The sequence below is a fragment of the Streptomyces sp. Rer75 genome, assembly GCF_013414305.1.
Lineage (GTDB): Bacteria > Actinomycetota > Actinomycetes > Streptomycetales > Streptomycetaceae > Streptomyces > Streptomyces himastatinicus.
On record NZ_CP058693.1, the window covers coordinates 9,727,296 to 9,744,944 of the forward strand.

Annotated in this window: 14 protein-coding genes; 5 read left to right on the top strand and 9 right to left on the bottom strand. The window is 71.1% G+C overall.

Annotated features, from left to right (window positions below):
- Positions 1-6: 6 nt before the first annotated feature.
- On the bottom strand, positions 7-1,173 hold the full coding sequence (locus HYQ63_RS41000; protein WP_179939112.1) for an FAD-dependent monooxygenase: 1,167 nt from the start codon (positions 1,171-1,173) through the stop codon (positions 7-9).
- A gap of 992 nt (positions 1,174-2,165) precedes the next feature.
- On the opposite strand from HYQ63_RS41000, the gene HYQ63_RS41005 reads away from it, so the two are divergent.
- The 3 genes from HYQ63_RS41005 (at position 2,166) to HYQ63_RS41015 (ending at position 6,158) form a co-directional block, all read left to right on the top strand.
- Positions 2,166-4,160: a glycosyltransferase gene (locus tag HYQ63_RS41005; RefSeq protein ID WP_179941059.1), complete on the top strand. Its 1,995-nt coding sequence runs from the start codon at positions 2,166-2,168 to the stop codon at positions 4,158-4,160.
- Positions 4,157-5,407: an acyltransferase gene (locus HYQ63_RS41010; protein WP_179939113.1), complete on the top strand. Its 1,251-nt coding sequence runs from the start codon at positions 4,157-4,159 to the stop codon at positions 5,405-5,407. The genes HYQ63_RS41005 and HYQ63_RS41010 overlap by 4 nt, the downstream gene beginning before the upstream one ends.
- 124 nt (positions 5,408-5,531) lie before the next feature.
- Positions 5,532-6,158 (top strand): extensin, encoded by a 627-nt coding sequence (locus HYQ63_RS41015; RefSeq protein WP_179939114.1) that lies wholly within the window; start codon positions 5,532-5,534, stop codon positions 6,156-6,158.
- Between the two features lie 46 nt (positions 6,159-6,204).
- On the opposite strand, the gene HYQ63_RS41020 is transcribed toward HYQ63_RS41015, so the two are convergent.
- From HYQ63_RS41020 to HYQ63_RS41040, 5 genes are all read right to left on the bottom strand, one after another.
- Positions 6,205-7,104, bottom strand: a complete 900-nt coding sequence (locus tag HYQ63_RS41020) for a lysozyme (RefSeq protein ID WP_179939115.1) — start codon at positions 7,102-7,104, stop codon at positions 6,205-6,207.
- A gap of 195 nt (positions 7,105-7,299) precedes the next feature.
- On the bottom strand, positions 7,300-7,923 hold the full coding sequence (locus tag HYQ63_RS41025; protein WP_179939116.1) for a TetR/AcrR family transcriptional regulator: 624 nt from the start codon (positions 7,921-7,923) through the stop codon (positions 7,300-7,302).
- 10 nt (positions 7,924-7,933) lie between these two features.
- Positions 7,934-10,108, bottom strand: a complete 2,175-nt coding sequence (locus HYQ63_RS41030) for a xanthine dehydrogenase family protein molybdopterin-binding subunit (protein ID WP_257232487.1) — start codon at positions 10,106-10,108, stop codon at positions 7,934-7,936.
- The gene (locus HYQ63_RS41035) at positions 10,105-11,106 is read right to left on the bottom strand and encodes a xanthine dehydrogenase family protein subunit M (protein WP_179939117.1); all 1,002 of its coding nucleotides are present in this window, start codon (positions 11,104-11,106) and stop codon (positions 10,105-10,107) included. Before HYQ63_RS41035 ends, HYQ63_RS41030 begins: the two co-directional genes overlap by 4 nt.
- Positions 11,103-11,699 (bottom strand): (2Fe-2S)-binding protein, encoded by a 597-nt coding sequence (locus HYQ63_RS41040; RefSeq protein WP_179939118.1) that lies wholly within the window; start codon positions 11,697-11,699, stop codon positions 11,103-11,105. The genes HYQ63_RS41035 and HYQ63_RS41040 overlap by 4 nt, the downstream gene beginning before the upstream one ends.
- 84 nt (positions 11,700-11,783) lie before the next feature.
- Between HYQ63_RS41040 and HYQ63_RS41045 the strand changes: the two genes are divergently transcribed.
- Both HYQ63_RS41045 and HYQ63_RS41050 read left to right on the top strand, forming a co-directional pair.
- Positions 11,784-12,935 carry an XdhC/CoxI family protein gene (locus HYQ63_RS41045; RefSeq protein WP_179939119.1) on the top strand — a complete coding sequence of 384 codons (1,152 nt, stop codon included), beginning with the start codon at positions 11,784-11,786 and terminating at the stop codon, positions 12,933-12,935.
- An 80-nt stretch (positions 12,936-13,015) separates the two neighbouring features.
- Positions 13,016-14,353, top strand: coding sequence for an MFS transporter (locus HYQ63_RS41050; protein WP_179939120.1), 1,338 nt, complete (start codon positions 13,016-13,018; stop codon positions 14,351-14,353).
- A 54-nt stretch (positions 14,354-14,407) separates the two neighbouring features.
- Here the strand turns inward: HYQ63_RS41050 and gndA are convergent, their stop codons facing one another.
- From gndA to HYQ63_RS41065, 3 genes are all read right to left on the bottom strand, one after another.
- A complete protein-coding gene (gene gndA / locus HYQ63_RS41055) occupies positions 14,408-15,862 on the bottom strand; it encodes an NADP-dependent phosphogluconate dehydrogenase (RefSeq protein ID WP_179939121.1) in 1,455 nt (484 codons plus the stop codon).
- Positions 15,863-16,331: 469 nt separating this feature from the next.
- On the bottom strand, positions 16,332-16,565 hold the full coding sequence (locus HYQ63_RS41060; RefSeq protein ID WP_179939122.1) for a DUF5133 domain-containing protein: 234 nt from the start codon (positions 16,563-16,565) through the stop codon (positions 16,332-16,334).
- 68 nt (positions 16,566-16,633) lie between these two features.
- Positions 16,634-17,449 (bottom strand): SigB/SigF/SigG family RNA polymerase sigma factor, encoded by an 816-nt coding sequence (locus HYQ63_RS41065; RefSeq protein WP_179939123.1) that lies wholly within the window; start codon positions 17,447-17,449, stop codon positions 16,634-16,636.
- Between the last annotated feature and the right edge of the window lie 200 nt (positions 17,450-17,649).

Sequence of the window (17,649 nt, forward strand, 5' to 3'; positions counted from 1 at the left end):
GTCCGGTCAGTGGTCCTTGAGCGTCAGCGAGTTGACCACCTTGTAGAAGTCATCGGTGTACATGTCCTGGTCGTCCCCGCTGACCTCGGCGTCCATCCGCTCCCTGTTGACCAGGGCCAGCGCCTGGTTGGCGGTCACGAAGTCGCGCAGTTCGCGCTCGTAGGCGGCGAAGGCCGTGGTGTGGTCACCGCCCGCGGCCTTCAGCTCGCCCGCCAGGACGTACGCCCCGACCAGGGCCAGGGAGGTGCCCTGGCCGGAGGCGGGCGAACCGCAGTAGCCCGCGTCGCCGAGCAGCGCCACCCGGCCACGGGACCAGGAGTCCATATGGATCTGGGCGACCGCGTCGAAATGGAAGTCGGGGGCGCCCCACATGTACTCCAGCAGCCGTGGCATCTCCCAGCGCGCGTTCGCGTACCGCTCGGCCACCAGCTGCTTGTGCTCCGAGGGGGTCCGGTCGCCGAGCACCCGCGCGGGCGGTTCGTCCGAGTCGAAGCCGACATAGACCCGCGCCTCGGTGTTGTCGCGGACGCTCATCACCATTCCGCCCCACGCGTCGGCGTCCTCCATCAGGTAGGCCACCTGCCAGCGGTCGAGGCCGAGATAATTCGGCACGGTCCACACTGCCAGGTAACTGCCCAGCGGGCGGAGGAAGTTCTCCTCGGGGCCGAAGACGAGCCGACGGGTGCTGGAGTGCACTCCGTCGGCGGCCACCACGAGATCGAAGGTGCGCGACAGCCCGCTGCGGAAGGTGACGGCCACTTCGCCGGGGCCCTGGGCGAGCGCGGCGATCGAGTCGTCGAAGAGATATTCGATGCCCTTTCCTCCCGCGCCCACGAGAATCGTCGCCAGATCGTCGCGGAGAATCTCGACGTCGGGGGTGTCGAGCCGGCCGCCGCTCGCGGTCCATTCGGTGGTGCTGGACAGTTCCTTTCCGTCGCCGTCGACCGTCGACATACCGCGCAGACCGGTGCTGTGAGCGCGGATCTCCTCCAGGACCCCCATGCGCTCACACACCTCCAGCGCCGTGCCCCGGACATCGATGGCCTGCCCGCCGGGCCGCAGCCGGGCGTACCGCTCCACCACGGTGACCTCGCATCCGTAGCGGTCCAGCCAGTACGCCAGAGCCGGTCCGCCGACGCTGGCACCGGAAATCAGGACTCTCATATTCCGCATCGTGTACTCCCTTTCCGTCCCCCGAATCGCTTCTTCTCGTCAGAGTGAGCGATGCCACCGACGCCGTACCGACGCACCGCCTATGCGGCACCGACAGGACACCGACGGGGCACCGACGGAGCGCCGACAAGGCCGAACGCCGCGGAAGCCACCAGAGCGCAGTGATCGATTAATGAGAGTGTTACCTGATGGTGTTGTGCCGTTCTGTTGTCATCGAAGAGACTGGGGCTTCCGACTGGCCCGTACAAAAGGCCGGTTGGTCGCACTGGTGACGTTCGGTCCTCCCCCCACGATCCGAACAAGGATGGGACCCATGCACACTTCGCTGGAACACGTTCGCGTGTCCCGCGGCCCGGCAAGAGCGGTACGCGCCTGTCCCGGGCAGCGCCGGAGACCTTGCGGCAGCGGACCGGCCACGGCCTCCGCGTAGCAACGCCGAAAAACCCTCACGCGAAGCCTCACCAACGGCGATTCGCCGCTGAACGGCCCCATCATCGGGCAGACAAACGGCCACGCTCGGCATATGCCCCGCGCGGACGGAATTCCGCGTGCCCGCATATGTCCCGTTCGGTGACGCACGACTTGGCAAGGAAGGAACTCCTCAGGTGCTGATTTCGCACCATCCGCGGTCACTCGAATCATCCGAAGCATCGTCCGAAAGAACGTCCGGAGGATCGGCCGAAGCAGGCGCGTCCGGGACGCCCCAGGCCGTCGCCGACGGCCCGAGCGGACATGTGCTGGCGGTCGGCGCGCCCGGCCCGGGCATCGACCGGCTGACCCGGACCCTGGTGTCCGCGGGCCACGAGGTGAGCCACGCCCGGCCCGGCGACGTGGACCGACAGCTCCGGCAGACCCCGCCCGACGCCATCGTCGCCCTCGACGGCAGCGACGACGGACTGGAGGTGATCCGCGAGGTCCGTGCCGCCCCCGCGGGCCGGGCGCTGCCCCTGCTCATGGTCACCACGGACCCCGGACCCACCGGCGTCGCCGACATGCTGCGCGGCGGCGCCGACGACTGCGTACCGGACACCTCCGACCCCGTCGAACTGGCCGCCCGCATCGAGGCCAAGCTGCGCCGGGTCCCGGTACCGGTCGAGAACCTGCTGCTGGACCCGCGTACCGGCCTGTACTCCCAGCCGCACTTCCTGGGCGAACTCGACCGGGAACTCAAGCGCGCCGACGACAGCCGCAGCGGCGGCGTCGTGGCCATGGTCGGTGTCGCCGAGATGGCCGCGCTGGAGGCCCGGTTGGGGCCCCGGGTGCGCCGCGAGGTCGCCGAGCGGCTGGCCGGCGTGGCGGAGAAGCTGGGCGGGGTGTGCGACCGGCTCGGCTGGGACGACGACGGGCGGCTGCTGATGCTGATGCCCGGCGTCGACGAGGACACCGCGCGCAGCACCCTCCAGAAGTTCGCCAACACCGTGGCCGGCACCCGCTTCGTCGTCGCCGACGAGAACGTGCGGCTGACCCCGGCCATCGGCTGGACCCCGCTCACCGACTGCCCCGACCGCGACCAGGCCGTGGACCAGGCCCGGGACGCGGTGGCCGAGTCCATCCGCCACCGGGATCTGCGCCCGGTCAAGTACGCGGCCTGGATGCGTGGCGCGCCCCGCGGACGACGCCGTGTCACCGTGGCGGTGCAGGCCCTGCTCTCGGCTCTCTCGCCCTTATTCGTCCTCGTGCTCGGCGTGGCCATTCCCTTCGTGTTCTACCAGCAGATGTACGAACTGGGCTGGGACGTCGGGTCGGCGGCCTACTGGGTGGTGGTCGGCGGCCTCATCGTCTCCGCGGTGCTCATCGTGCTGGAATGCCTCTTCTCGCTCGACGCCGCGTCCCGCCCCGAGCGGCCCGCGCAGCCGTATCCACCGGCCAGCGCCGTCATCGCCGCCTATCTCCCCAATGAGGCAGCGACCATCGTCGACACCGTCGAATCGTTCCTGCGGCTGGACTACCCCAACGAGCTCGAAATCGTGCTCGCCTACAACACCCCGCACCCGATGCCCGTCGAGGACACCCTCCGGGAGATGGCCCGCCGCGATCCGCGCCTGGTGCTGTTGCCGGTGGCGGGATCCACCTCCAAGGCGCAGAACATCAACGCCGCCGTCACCCGGGTGCGCGGCGACATGGTGGGCATCTTCGACGCCGACCACCACCCGGCCCCCGACGCCTTCAAGAACGCCTGGCACTGGCTGTCCCACGGGTACGACGTCGTCCAGGGCCACTGCGTGATCCGCAACGGTGAGAGCTCCTGGGTCGCCAAGCTGGTGGGCGTGGAGTTCGAGGCCATCTACGCCGTCAGCCACCCGGGCCGCACCCGGCTCTACACGTTCGGCGTCTTCGGCGGCTCCAACGGCTTCTGGCGCACCGACCTGCTCGCCCGCACCCGGATGCACGGCTCGATGCTCACCGAGGACATCGACGCCACCATGCGCGCCCTCCACGAGGGCGCCAAGATCGCCACCGACCGCACCCTCGTCTCCCGTGAGCTGGCGCCCACCACCGTCAAGGCCCTGTGGAACCAGCGGTCGCGCTGGGCCCAGGGCTGGCTCCAGGTGTCGCTCAAGTACCTGTGGCGCGCGATGCGTTCCCCGGCCTTCACCTTCCGTCAGAAGGCGGGGCTGTTCGTCCTCCTCGGCTGGCGTGAGGTGCAGCCGTGGCTGACCCTCCAGATCCTGCCCGTCCTGCTGTACGCGGCCTGGCGCGCGGGTGGCCCCGGCGAACTCGACTGGGCGGTGCCGCTCGGCCTGCTGGCCACGTTGTTCACGCTCTCCGCCGGAGTGGTGCAGGCGCTGTTCGCGTGGCGGCTGGCGATACCCGAACTGCGCCGCCGCAGGGCGTGGTTCTGGCGGTATCTCTTCGTGGCGACCTTCTTCTACAGCCACTTCAAGAACATCGTGGCCCGCCAGGCGCTCCTCAAGGAGGTGCTGCGGGACCAGCAGTGGCGGGTCACCCCGCGGTCCGGCGGCGGCAAGGCGGTGCCCCGCGCATGAGCACCCTGTCCACGGTCAACAACAACACCCACCACCCCGCCGCGCCCACCGTCGTGAAACCGGTGCGGTCCGCGACCTCCCGCCGCCGCAACGGCGAGATCCAGGGCTACCGCGGACTGGCCGCGATGGCCACGGTCGTCTTCCACGTATGGCAGCAGTACTTCACGTACGACCAGGACGGTTCCCACGCCCCGGTGGCCAACCCCTACGCGAACGCGCTCGTCTCGCTCGAGGTCATCGACTTCTTCTTCGTCCTCTCCGCGTATCTGCTGACCCTGTCGTACGCGCGCGCCGCGATCGACGGCGGATCGACCAAACCCGCCCGGGTGTTCCTCTTCCGGCGCGCGATCCGCATCGTGCCGCTGTACTTCCTCGCCATCCTGTTCATCTGGGCGACCCGCAATCCGTCGTTGCCCGGAGAATGGCCGGACCTGCTCCGGCATCTCACCTTCACCCAGGTGTTCGACAAGGAGCAGATCTTCTACACCATCGGCCCGACCTGGTCGTTGTCGCTGGAGATCATGTTCTATCTGGCGCTCGTCGCACTCGGCCCGCTGGCCGCCCGTGCCTGCCGGCGGCTGCGGAGCAGGGCCGCGCGGGTGGCGGTGTGCGCCGCCGGATGCGCGCTGCTGTACATCGGGCCGATGGTCTGGATCGCCGTCGCGCACTACGGGTTCGAGGTGCCGTACACCGAATGGCCGGTGTACTTCGGGCCGCAGGCCCGCTTCGGCGGGTTCGCGGCGGGCATGGGTCTCGCGGTGCTGACCGTCGCCCTCGGCGACCGCGGACGGCTCGGCCCGAAGGCGACGATCCCGCTCCGCGTGGCGCCGCTCGTGGCCCTGTACGTGCTGTCGCTGCTCAGCGCGGACCCCGAGGACTTCGCCACCACCTTCTACCATCCGCTCTCCGCCGTGCTGTGGACCGTGCTGCTGTTCGCCACCCTCCATGTGCGGAAACCGGGGCGGTGGGAAGCGTGGCTGTCGGCCCGGTGGCTCACCGCGGTCGGACTGGCCAGCTACAGCCTCTTCGTCTGGCACGAGCCCATCATGCTCGGCCTCTACGAGGCCGGACTGCTGCCGCCCGCGGGCCAGGAGGGCTTCCCGCTCGCCGTGCTGATCGTGCTGGTGGTGGCGGTGGCCGCGGCGCTGGTGAGCTACTGGGTCATCGAGTACCCGGCGAGCCTGCTGGGCCGGCTGAAGGACGCCAAGGGGCAGTCGCGGGACTTCTATCCGGAAGTGGCGCGCTAGCGACGTGCCACGTTCAGTGCCGGTGTGTCATGGGTTGTCCCCGGTGTGCGGCTCTTCGCACACGGGGGACACGTGACTATGATCTGGCTTGTTCTTGACGTGATAACGGGGAGACATCAGCGATATGGGCCGACACAGCCGCCCCACCCCTGCCCAGCAGGCCCGGGCCACATCCCTCAAGGCAGCCGCCGCCCTCGGGGTGGCCGGGACCATAGCCTTCGGCCTTCACTCCTCGGTCGGGGGCGACAAGTCCACCCAGGCACGCTCCGATGTCCACGCGTCTCCGGAGCAGAAACCGGACATCGATCCCACGGTCGATGACAAGCCGTCGGGCAGCCATCTTTCGCCCTCCGAGTCCGCGAAGCCCCGGCCCATCCCGGACGGGACGGACCACGCGGGCGACACGGGCGGTACGGGCAGCGGCGGTACGGGCGGCGGCGGTACGGAGCCCACCGCGGAGCCCACCCCGTCGCACACGCCGAGCGCGGCCCCTTCCACGCCCGCGCACACCGATGTGGCCACGTCGCCGACCCAGCGTTCCGACCAGACCCCGACCGACCCGTCGTCGCCCTCCCGGGCACCCGACGGCGACCCGACCATTCCCGGCACCCCGAGCGGGCAGCCCAGTGAGACGCCGCAGCCGGGGAACGGCGGTGGCCGGGGGACCGGTGTGGTCGGCGACGTGGTGGATGGCCTCGGCGACACGCTGGACGGTGTGGTCGGTGGCCTGACCGGCGCACTCGACGGCTGACCGCTCGCCGCCCCGCCCCGCCCCGCCCCGGAGCGGGGCGGGGCGGTCACCCCTTGGCCAGCGCCTTCAGCGCGGTCAGGCTTCCGTTGAAGCGGTTGTGGTCCCCCACCACCGGGCCCGTGGAGGTGTACTGCCAGATGGTGTGCGTCTTCCACCCCGCGGGCAGCGCCCCCGGCGAGGCGGCATAGCGCGCCACCCACAGCGGGTTCTTCGAAGCGAAGGCGCCGCTGTTGCCGGTGCAGGACTTCCACCAGCTGGTGGTCGTGTAGATCACCGGATCGCGGCTGGTGAGGGACTTCACCCGGTTGCTGAAGTCCTTGATCCAGCTGACCATCTGAGCCTTCGTCTTGCCATAGCAGGTCCCGCCGTACGGGTTGTACTCCATGTCCAGCACGGGCGGCAGCGTCTTGCCGTCGTCCGACCAGTCGCCGCCGTTGCGCACGAAGAAGTCCGCCTGCTTGCTGCCGCTCGACTTGTTCGGCAGGGCGAAGTGGTAGGCGCCGCGGATCATGCCTTTCTTGAAGGCGCCGTTGTATTGCGAGGAGAAGGCGGGGTTCTTGTACGTCGTGCTCTCGGTGGCCTTGACGTAGGCGAACCGGACGTTCTTGTTCCAGAGGGATGTCCAGTTGACCGAGCCCTGATGGTTGCTGACGTCGACGCCCTCCACCGTCGCGGCGTCGGGAGTGGCCGCCGGAGCCGCCTTCGGAGCGGCCTTCTCGTGCGCGGAGAGGGTCGAGCCCATCCAGTCCCGCTCGGGGTGCGGGACGGACGCGGACTGGGCGGGGCTGGGGGCGGAGTCGGTGTCAGCGTCGGTCGTCGTCGCCATCGCGGGTACGAGCGTGGCGAGGACGGTGGCGCCGACCGCGGCCCCCAAACCGCCGATGGCATACGGCGAACGCCAGCGCGAGGGGGCCCTGTGTGCGCCCTTTCCGGCCTTTAAGGACATCTGTTCCTCCGGAATTGGTGCTCCGTGGGGAGAGCAGTCCGCACCGAAGGTACGCGCGTAGATCAAACATATGGAAGAGATTTTGGAAATTCCATGGGTCCGTCGTGCGGTTGCCGCCGTCACCGCAGCCGATATGGTCGACCATAAAGCGGGATGCCTTGAATTTCCGTCCCGTGCAGGGAATTTCGGAGGAAATCAGCCGTCCGTCGACGTGGCGGAATACCCCGCCACCAGGGCCCGCGCCGAGCGCGTCGCCCGGGCGGCGACATCCTCCACCACCTCGTCCGGATCACCGAACACGCCGTCGAGCAGCAGGGTGGCGTATCCACGGGCCAGCGCCTGCAACGCCTCCAGCAGCGCCACCGCCGCCGCCCCGTGTTCCTCCGGCGCCACCTCGAAGGCGCTCGGTAGCAGCAGGTCCACGAACTCCCGCTTGCTGGTCACCACCTCGGGGTGGGCGGTGCGCACACCGGGGGCGTAGAGGAGTTCGTACCCGCCCCGGAAGCGGGCGGCCGCCCGCACCACGCTGCCCGCCATGGTGGCCAGCCGCTCCTGCGGCGACTCGACCGTGGCCACCGCCTCCAGATAGATGGCCCGCAGCCGCCGCGAGACCTCCAGCGCGGCGGCCGCCAACAGCGCGTCGCGGTCGGCGAAGTGGCGATAGGGCGCGCCGGGGCTGACGCGGGTGCGGCGCGCGGCCTCCGCGACGGAGAAACCGCGCACCCCGACCTCGTCCACGATCTCCAGCGTCACCCGCACCAGCGCGGCGGCGAGATCGCCGTGGTGGTACGTGGCGCGCCCCTTGCATCTGGGTGCCATCCGGGCGACCCTACCCGACCGGTTTTCCCTGCTCCGCCGCCCCCGGCCCGCGCTTTTGGGCCTCGGCGCGCGCCGCCCGCAGGGCCTCACGCGAGCGTTCGACTCGGATCGGCAGATCGCGCACCCGCTGTCCGGTCGCATGGTGGAACGCGTTGGTGATCGCCGCCGCCGCGCCCACGATGCCCAGCTCGCCGATGCCCTTGCCGCGCACCGGATTGGGGGTGTCGTCCTGCTCGTCCAGCCAGACCGCCTCCAGCTTCGGGACGTCGGCGTTGGCCGCGACGTGGTAGCCCGCGAAGTCGTGGTTGGCGAAGTCGCCGAAGACCGGGTCGACCTCGCCGATCTCCAGCAGCGCCATCGACAGACCCATCGTCATGGCGCCCAGGAACTGCGAACGGGCCGTCTTCGGATTGACGATCCGCCCCGCGGCGAACACGCCCAGCATCCGGTCGACGCGGATCTCGCCGGTGTCGGTGTCCACCCGGACCTGCGCGAAGTGGGCGCCGAACGAGTGGCGGGAGAGCGACGCCCGCAGCTCCACGTCCTCGGTGGTGTCGGCCCGCACCTCCAGGCCCCCGTCCGGGACGACGCCGCCGTACGTGTCCAGCTCCGCCAGCAGCGCGTGGCACGCCTTGTCCACCGCCCAGCCCCAGGACGCCGTGCCCAGCGAGCCGCCCGCGAACGGCGCCGGGCCGAGCGAGGCCCGCCCGATCTCCAGCCGCAGCCGCCCGACCGGGACGCCGAGGGCATCCGCCGCCAGCTGGGTCAGCGCGGTGCGCCCGCCGGTCCCGATGTCGACGGCGCCGACCCGCACCGTGAACGTCCCGTCGGCCTCGGCACGCGCCGTCGCCGACGAGGGGAACACATAGTCCGGGTGGTGCGCGGACGCGACGCCGGTGCCCACCAGCCAGCGCCCCTCACGCCGGATGCCGGGCTTCGGATCGCGCAGCGCCCAGTCGAAGCGCGCGGCGCCCTCCCGCAGACACGCCACCAGACCGCGGCTGCTGAACGGCTTGCCGCTGTCGGGGTCGACACCGGTGTCATTGCGGATCCGCAGCTCGACGGGGTCGATCTCCAGCTCGGTGGCCAGCTCGTCCATGGCCGACTCCAGCGCGAACATGCCCGGCGTGTGGCCGGGCGCGCGGAACCACGCCGGGGTCAGCACATCGAGCGGCGCCGTCTTCACCGTCGTACGGACATGGGGCGCCGCGTACATCAGCCGCGTCGAACCCCCCGTCTGGTCCGCGAACTCCACCATCGCGGAGCGCTGCTGCACCACCTCGTGGTCGATCGCGGTCAGCCGCCCGTCGCGCTCGGCGCCGAGCCGGATCCGCTGGATGGTGGGCGCCCGGTAGGGGATCAGCTGGAACATCTGCTGCCGGGTCAGCGCGATCTTCACCGGCCGGCCGAGGTGCTTCGCGGCGAGCGCCGCCAGCACGGTGGGGGAGCGCGGAATGCCCTTGGAGCCGAAGCCCCCGCCGATGTGCTCCGCGACCACCTCCACCGCGCCCTCTTCGAGCCCGAACACCGCCGCCAGCAGCTGGGAGGACATGAACGGGCCCTGGTCGGCGTTGTGCAGCGTCAGCCGGTCCTCGTCCCAGGCGGCGATGGTGGCATGCGGCTCCATCGGGCTGGGGTGCTCGACCGGGGTGGTGTACATGGCCTCGGTCCGCACCGGCGCGGCCGCCAGCGCGCCCTCGGTGTCGCCGCGTTCGACGAACCCGGGGCTGCCGTCGGTCACCTTCTCGGCGATGTGGGCCCGCTCGTCGTCGAAGCGCAGCACCACATCGTGCGGCTCCTGCTCGTAGCTCACCCGCACCGCCGCCGCGCCCTCGCGCGCCGCCTCCAGCGACGTGGCCACCACCGCGGCCACGATCTGGCCGTGGTACGCCACCTCGGGGGACTGGAGCACGAACAGATCCGGGCTCGCCGGTGCCTCCGTGTTCAGCCGCGGGGCGTTGCCGGAGTCCAGCACCGCCAGCACACCGGGCCGGGCCAGCGCCGGGGCGCCGTCGACCTCCGTCACCCGGCCGCGGGCGATGGTGGCCTGCACCGGCCACACATAGCCGACGTCCGGCGTCGGGAACTCATAGGCGTAGCGCGCCGCGCCGGTGACCTTGTCGAGGCCGTCGACCCGGGTCATGGGCGCGCCGACGGTCTGCCGGGTGGTGGTCGCGGTGGTCATGCGCGGTCCTTCCTCGCGACGAGATCGCGGATGACCGCGACGATGAGATCGGTGGCCAGGTCGACCTTGAACGCGTTGTCCGGCAGCGGGCGCGCCTGCGCCAATTCGGCCCGGGTCGCCTCGCGCAGCGTCTCCTCGTCCGTCGCCCCGCCGCGCAGCCGCTCCTCGGCGATCCGGGCGCGCCACGGGCGAGGCGCCACACCGCCGAGCGCGATCCGCACGTCCGCGAGCGTGCCGTCGTCCGCCACCGCCACCGACGCCGCCACGCTCACCAGCGCGAACGCATACGACCAGCGGTCGCGCACCTTGCGGTACCGCATGGCCGCGCCGCCCGGCGGCGGGGGCAGCTCGACGGCGGTGACGAGGTCGCCGTGGCCGAGCACGGTCTCCCGGTGCGGAGTGTCGCCGGGGAGCCGGTACAGCTCCGCCACCGGGACGGTGCGCGTCGCGCCGTCCACCGACCGAATGTGTGCCACCGCGTCCAGCGCGACGAGCGCCACCGCCATGTCGGACGGATGGGACGCCACACAGTGGTCGGAGGTGCCCAGCACGGCCAGATCGCGGTGCGCGCCCCCGATGGCCGGACAACCCGACCCCGGCTCGCGCTTGTTGCACGGCTTGGACACGTCCTGGAAGTACACGCAGCGGGTGCGCTGGAGCAGATTGCCGCCCACCGTGGCCACCGTGCGCAGCTGACCGGACGCGCCCGCCAGCAGCGCCTGCGCCAGCAGCGGGAAGCGCTCCCGTACGCCCGGGTCGCCCGCCAGATCGCCGTTGCGCACGGTGGCGCCGATCAGCACCGAACCGTCGTCGCGGTGCTCGATCCGGTCGTACGGCAGCCGGGACACGTCGATGAGCAGCCCCGGGCCCGCCACTCCGAGCTTCATCAGGTCCACGAGATTGGTCCCGCCGCCCAGATAGGTGGCGTCGGGCCGCTCGGCCATCAGCGCGGCCGCCTCGGCGGCATCGCCCGCACGGGCGTAGGCGAACTCCTTCACCGCACGCCTCCGGCAGCGCTCGCGGACCGGGCGCCCTCGACGCCCTCGGCACCGGCCGCCTCCATGACGGCGTCCACGATCCCGCCGTACGCGCCGCAGCGGCACAGGTTGCCGCTCATGCGCTCGCGCACCTCCGCCTCGTCCAGCCCCGCCACGTCCGGCACACCGGCGGCGGTGTCCTCGGTGACATGGCTCGGCCAGCCGCGCCGCGCCTCGCCCAGCGCCCCGATCGCCGAGCAGATCTGCCCCGGGGTGCAGTAGCCGCACTGGAGACCGTCATGGTCGAGGAACGCCTGCTGCACCGGGTGCAGCCCCTGACCTTCCGCCAGATCCGCGACCCCCTCGATCGAGACGACCTCCCGTCCCTCGGCCGCCACCGCGAACATCAGGCAGCTGTTCACCCGCTCGCCGTCCATCAGCACCGTGCAGGCGCCGCATTGCCCGTGGTCACAGCCCTTCTTGGTGCCCGTGAGACCAACCCGCTCACGCAGCACATCGAGCAGTGTCGTCCGGTTGTCGATGGTCAATGCGTGGTTCGTGCCGTTGATCCGCAAGCTGATGTCGCTACTCGGAGAGCGATGTGAGAGGCTCATACATTGAATGTATCAACCTCTTACATTCGTGGCGAGGTCGTGGCGGGGCCATGACGAAGTTCGTGGCGAGGGGAATGGAGTTCCATGCGAGACGTCGAAGCGGAGATGCACCGATGGTGGCGCGCCGGTGAGCCCTTCGCCCGGGCCACGGTGGTCGCCACCTGGCACTCCTCACCGCTGCCACCGGGGACGAGCATGCTGGTCGGACCGGACGGCTCCGCCGTCGGCAGCGTCTCCGGAGGGTGTGTTGAGGGCGCGGTCTACGAACTGGCCCAGGAGGTCACCGAAAGCGGCACCCCGGTCCTGGAGCGCTATGGCGTCAGCGATGACGACGCCTTCGCGGTCGGTCTGACCTGCGGGGGAGTCATCGACGTCTTCGTGGAGCGCATCGACCCCGCCGCCTTCCCCGAATACGACGACGTGGCCGCGGCGGTGCGCGAGGGCGAGCCGGTGGCCGAGGTCATCTGCGTGGCGGTCGACGGCCCCGACCCGGCCGGGCGGCTCGGCCGACGGCTGGTGGTCCGGCCGGACACCGCCACCGGCTCGCTGGGCTCGGACCGGCTGGACGCGGCGGTCGCCGAGGACGCGCGCGGACTGCTGGCCGGCGGGCGCACCGGCACCCTGCGCTACGGCTACGACGGCACCCGCACCGACGAGGAGCTGACCCTGTTCGTGTCGGTGCATGCCGCACCGCCCCGGATGCTGGTCTTCGGCGCCGTGGACTTCGCGGCGGCCATGGCCCGTATCGGCACCTACCTCGGCTACCACGTCACCGTCTGCGACGCGCGGCCCGTCTTCGCCACGAAGCGCCGCTTCCCCGAGGCCCACGAGGTGGTGGCCGACTGGCCGCACCGCTATCTGCGCACCGAGGCCGAGGCGGGCCGGGTGGACGAGCGGACCGTGGTCTGCGTCCTCACCCACGACCCCAAGTTCGACGTACCGCTGCTGGAGGAGGCGCTGCGGCTGCCGTTGGCGTACGTCGGCGCCATGGGCTCCCGACGCACCCACGAGGACCGGCTGCGCCGACTGCGCGACACCGGGATCGACGAGGGCCTGCTGGCCCGGCTCGCGTCCCCGATCGGCCTGGACCTCGGTGCCCGGACCCCCGAGGAGACGGCGGTCAGCATCGCCGCGGAGATCATCGCCGACCGCTGGGACGGCAGCGGCACCCGGCTGACCTCACTCACCGGCCGCATCCACCGGCCCCACCCGGTCCGCCCGGCGGCCGAGGGCTGAGACGGGGCCACGGCCCCGGCCGCGGACCGTCACAATGGTCCGCGACCGAAGTGGATGGAGTGAGGGAATCAAAAACCGCCGTGGAGACCACGCGAGGCACCGACGACGCCAGAGAACCGCTTCCCGACGACACCCCCGCCACCGCCGACCGGGCAACCGACCCGGACGTCCCGCCGAAGACCGGCTGGCGCCGCTGGGTCATGGACACCCGGCCGCTGCGCCACCGCCCCTTCCGCCGACTGTGGACGTCCACCACGGTCACCGCCGTCGGCAGTCAGCTGACCGCCGTCGCCGTACCCAAGCAGATCTACGACATCACCGGCTCCTCGGCCTGGGTCGGCTACGCGAGCTTCGCGGGACTCCTGCCGCTCGTGGTGTTCGCGCTGTGGGGCGGTGTGGTGGCCGACCGCATGGACCGGCGCACCCTGATGCTGGTCACCAACGCGGGAATCGCCGTCACCTCGCTGCTGTTCTGGGCGCAGTCCTTCGCCGGTCTCGACTCGGTGCCGCTGCTGATCGTGCTGCTCGCCGCCCAGCAGGGGTTCTTCGGGATGAACTCTCCTGCCCGCAACGCCTCCATCGCCCGGCTCGTCCCCGCCGATGAGCTGCCCGCCGCGGGCGCCCTCCAGTCCACCGTCGCCCAGACCGGCATGATCGTCGGCCCGCTGCTGGCGGGCGCGCTGATACCCGTCCTCGGTCTGCCCGTCCTCTACCTGGCCGACGCCATCGCGCTCTGCGTCACCCTGTGGGCCGTCTGGCGGCTGCCCGCGATGCCGCCCCTCAAGGACAGCGGTGGTGGCAGGCCACGGGCCGGATGGCGGGACGTGGTGGACGGCTGCCGCTACATCACCGCCCACCGCGTGCTGCTGCTGTCCTTCCTCGCGGACATCATCGCCATGGTCTTCGGCATGCCCCGGGCGCTCTTCCCCCAACTCGCCTCGCACACCTACGCGCCCTGGGGCGAGGGCTTCGCGCTCGGCCTGCTCTTCGCCGCGATCCCGCTCGGCGCGGTGGCGGGCGGGCTGCTGTCGGGCACCTTCTCCCGGGCCCGCCGCCACGGCCTCATGGTCATCGTCGCCGTGGTGGCCTGGGGCGTGGCCATCAGCGGCGTCGGCCTCAGCTCCAGCCTGTGGTGGGCGGCCGCGTTCCTCGCCATCGCGGGCGTGGCCGACATGGTGTCCATGGTGTTCCGCGGCGCGATCCTCCAGTCCGCGGCCACCGACGACATGCGCGGCCGGATGCAGGGCGTGTTCACCGTGGTGGTGGCGGGCGGCCCGCGCATCGCCGATCTGCTGCACGGCACGGCGGGCTCCCTCATCGGGCCCCGCGCGGCGGTCACCGCGGGCGGGCTGCTGGTCGCCGTAGCGATGCTCGGACTGGCCGTCGCGGTGCCCGACTTCCGGCGCTACACGGCCTGACGGCCGCCCGTGCGCGCGCCTCCATGGGCAGGCGCGCGCACGGGCCCCGGCCTTTTAGGCCTCGCGCTCGCTGCGGTCCTGGCCCCAGAAGGTGTGGAACGAGCCGTCCCGGTCGGTGCGCCGGTAGGTGTGCGCGCCGAAGAAGTCCCGCTGCCCCTGCACCAGCGCCGCGGGCAGCCGCTCCGAGCGCAGCGCGTCGTAGTACGCCAGCGCCGCCGAGAAACCGGGCGCCGGTACACCCAGCTCGACGGAGGTGGACACCACTCGCCGCCACGCGTCCTGCGCCTCGCCCAGCGCCTGCGCGAAGTAGTCGTCGGCCAGCAGCGTGACCGGCTTGTTCTCCTTGCCGTACGCCTCGGTGATCCGGTTCAGGAAGCGGGCCCGGATGATGCAACCGCCTCGCCAGATCCGGGCCACCGCACCCGGGTCGATGTCCCAGCCGTACTCCTGGCTGCCCGCCTCGATCTGGTGGATGCCCTGCGCGTACGCCACGATCTTCGACGCGTACAGCGCCTGCTCGACCTCATCGGCGAACCGCTCCGCCGCCTCGCCCGTGAGCTGCTTGGCCGCGGGCCCGGGCAGCCCCTGCGAGGCTTCCCGCACGTCGGCGTGGCCGGACAGCGAGCGGGCGAACACCGCCTCGGCGATGCCGCTCACCGGAACGCCCAGGTCCAGCGCGGTCTGGACGGTCCAGCGGCCGGTGCCCTTCTGCTCGGCCTGGTCCAGCACCACGTCCACGAACGGCTTGTCGGTCGCGGCGTCGGTGTGCGCCAGCACCTCGGCGGTGATCTCGATCAGGTACGACTCCAGCCGACCGCCGTTCCAGGTGCGGAACACCTCCGCGATCTCGCCCGGCGTGAGCCCCAGCGCGCGCCGCAGCAGGTCGTACGACTCCGCGATGAGCTGCATGTCCGCGTACTCGATGCCGTTATGGACCATCTTCACGAAGTGTCCGGCGCCGTCCGGGCCGATGTGGGTGCAGCACGGGGTGCCGTCCACCTTGGCGGAGATGCTCTCCAGGAGGGGACCGAGGGACTTGTAGGATTCCGACGATCCACCGGGCATGATGCTGGGCCCGTTGAGGGCGCCCTCCTCGCCACCGGAGATGCCGGTGCCCACGAAGTGCAGCCCCCGCTCACGCAGGGACTTCTCCCGGCGCCGGGTGTCCTCGAAGTGCGCGTTGCCCCCGTCGATGATCACGTCGCCCTCTTCGAGGAGCGGTGCGAACTCCTCGATGACCGCGTCGGTGGGCGCACCGGCCTTCACCATGATGACGAGCCGCCGCGGCCGCTGGAGGGCGGCGACGAACTCCGCCGCGGTCTCGGCCGGGACGAAGCTCCCCTCGTGGCCGTGCTCCTCGATCAGCGCCTTGGTCTTGGCGGACGAGCGGTTGTGGACGGCAACGGTGTGCCCGTGCCGGGCGAAGTTACGGGCGAGGTTGCTGCCCATGACGGCGAGCCCGGTGACGCCGATCTGGGCGGTGGGCTGGGTGGAGGACGGGCTGGGCATACGGTGTTCCACTCCTGTCACGCGCATCGAAAACTTGTGCGAGCAGCAACGACGAGGGGGCGGTGAAGCTCCCTCTCGGTCAGCCGGGTTTCGCCCGGTCATAGTTACACGATGTGCTCGACGCCGGGATGTGTGTCCAAAGAATGCGGCCCGAGTGTGTCACTTCTCGCCGTCCGGGATGTGTGCCGGATTGTGGGCTATCCACAAGGTGAGCGCTTGGGCGCGCTGGGACTACCCGGTGCGGGCGGCGGCCTTCTCGCCGTCCCCGCCCTGGTCACCGTCCTGGGCTTCGAGTGGAGACCGCGGTCGGCACCAGCCTGCGGACCGCGACGGTCGACCCACAGCGCATCGCCGTGCGCACGCCGCCCGACGGCCGGGCGGATGACCGGCAACGAACAGAAGGTGCGGTGCCGGCACTGCGAGATGCACGTGATGGGCCCGGCCGGGCGGCCGGGCCCACAGGGGTTTCTCAGGCGTCAGGGACGAGGAGGGAGTCGTCTTCGGTGCGGGCGCCGGGGAGCTGGTGCCGGGCGGCGATCAGGGCGGCGTCGATGTCGCGGGTGCCGGTGGCGGTGCACAGCGTGTAGGCGACGTCGTCGAGTCGCTGCTGTGCCTCCGGGCCGCCGTTCTCGGCGTGCAGGGCGTGGAGGGTTTCGTACTGCTGGACGAGGTCGGCGAGAATCGCGGGGTGGGCCATGAGCATGGTGGGCTCCTCTTTCACATCAGGGGGCGGGGTACGTGCTGGGCCGGTGGGCGCGGCGGCCCGGAGTGTCAGGCGGCGGCCAGCATCGGCGTGCGCTGCGGCTCGGCTTCGACCTGTTCACGAATGGTGCGGCAGCTGCGGGAGATGAGGCGGGAGACGTGCATCTGGGAGATGCCCAGCTCCTCGCCGATGTCGGCTTGGGTCATGTCGTGGAAGAACCGCAGGTACAGGATGTGCTGCTCCCGCTCCGGCAGCCGGTGCAGGCAGGGCTTGACCGCTTCCCGGGCGATGACCGTCTCGTAGCGGGCCTCGGACTGGCCGAGCGTGTCGGCCAGCGAGTAGCCGTCGTCCGAGCCGGTCAACTCGGCATCCAGGGACAGGGAACGGAAGCTGTCCATGGCTTCCATGCCGGTCAGTACGTCCTCCTCGTTCATGCCCGCGGCCTCGGCGATCTGCGCCACGGTCGGGGAGCGGTCGGCGCCTTCGGTGGTGGCCAGCTGCTGGAGGGTGGCGCGGACCTTGTTACGCAGTTCCTGAACCCGCCGGGGAACGTGCACATCCCAGCTGCAGTCGCGGAAGTACCGCCTCAGTTCCCCCACGATCGTGGGGACGGCAAACGACTCGAACGCGTCTCCGCGCTGCGGGTCGTAGCGCTCGACGGCCTTGACCAGGCCCATCGCTGCGACCTGTTTCAGGTCATCGAGGTTCTCTCCGCGGTTGCGGTAGCGGCTGGCGAGACGGTGGGCCATCGGCAGCCACGCCGCGACCAGCTCCTCGACCAGGACCTCCCGCTCGGGCCCATCGGACGCCGCAGCCAGCCGCTCGAAGTCGGCCGCGGTGTCGGGGGCATCGTCGTGACGGTGGCGGGCGCGTGCGGCGCTCATCGGTGTCATCTCTCTCTGCTCCCTGCTCGTCGCCGTTCAGCAGCGCGGGAGCCAGCACGGCACATCTGGGGCCCAGAGCGCGTACGCGCACGGCTCCCGCCAGGTGTGCCTGCTTTCCGAAGCACCTCAATCACTGACTCTTCTAGCCCAGCCCACTGACGTCAAACCGTTGTATTCCAGCTCTTGGCAACTTCCCTCGG

What these genes read in the sequence shown, in the direction of transcription:
- HYQ63_RS41000 (WP_179939112.1), bottom strand. Translation starts at nt 1,173, where the DNA reads ATGCGGAATATGAGAGTCCTGATTTCCGGTGCCAGCGTCGGCGGACCG.
- HYQ63_RS41005 (WP_179941059.1), top strand. Translation starts at nt 2,166, where the DNA reads ATGCTGCGCGGCGGCGCCGACGACTGCGTACCGGACACCTCCGACCCC.
- HYQ63_RS41010 (WP_179939113.1), top strand. Translation starts at nt 4,157, where the DNA reads ATGAGCACCCTGTCCACGGTCAACAACAACACCCACCACCCCGCCGCG.
- HYQ63_RS41015 (WP_179939114.1), top strand. Translation starts at nt 5,532, where the DNA reads ATGGGCCGACACAGCCGCCCCACCCCTGCCCAGCAGGCCCGGGCCACA.
- HYQ63_RS41020 (WP_179939115.1), bottom strand. Translation starts at nt 7,104, where the DNA reads ATGTCCTTAAAGGCCGGAAAGGGCGCACACAGGGCCCCCTCGCGCTGG.
- HYQ63_RS41025 (WP_179939116.1), bottom strand. Translation starts at nt 7,923, where the DNA reads ATGGCACCCAGATGCAAGGGGCGCGCCACGTACCACCACGGCGATCTC.
- HYQ63_RS41030 (WP_257232487.1), bottom strand. Translation starts at nt 10,108, where the DNA reads ATGACCACCGCGACCACCACCCGGCAGACCGTCGGCGCGCCCATGACC.
- HYQ63_RS41040 (WP_179939118.1), bottom strand. Translation starts at nt 11,699, where the DNA reads ATGAGCCTCTCACATCGCTCTCCGAGTAGCGACATCAGCTTGCGGATC.
- HYQ63_RS41045 (WP_179939119.1), top strand. Translation starts at nt 11,784, where the DNA reads ATGCGAGACGTCGAAGCGGAGATGCACCGATGGTGGCGCGCCGGTGAG.
- gndA (WP_179939121.1), bottom strand. Translation starts at nt 15,862, where the DNA reads ATGCCCAGCCCGTCCTCCACCCAGCCCACCGCCCAGATCGGCGTCACC.
- HYQ63_RS41060 (WP_179939122.1), bottom strand. Translation starts at nt 16,565, where the DNA reads ATGCTCATGGCCCACCCCGCGATTCTCGCCGACCTCGTCCAGCAGTAC.
- HYQ63_RS41065 (WP_179939123.1), bottom strand. Translation starts at nt 17,449, where the DNA reads ATGAGCGCCGCACGCGCCCGCCACCGTCACGACGATGCCCCCGACACC.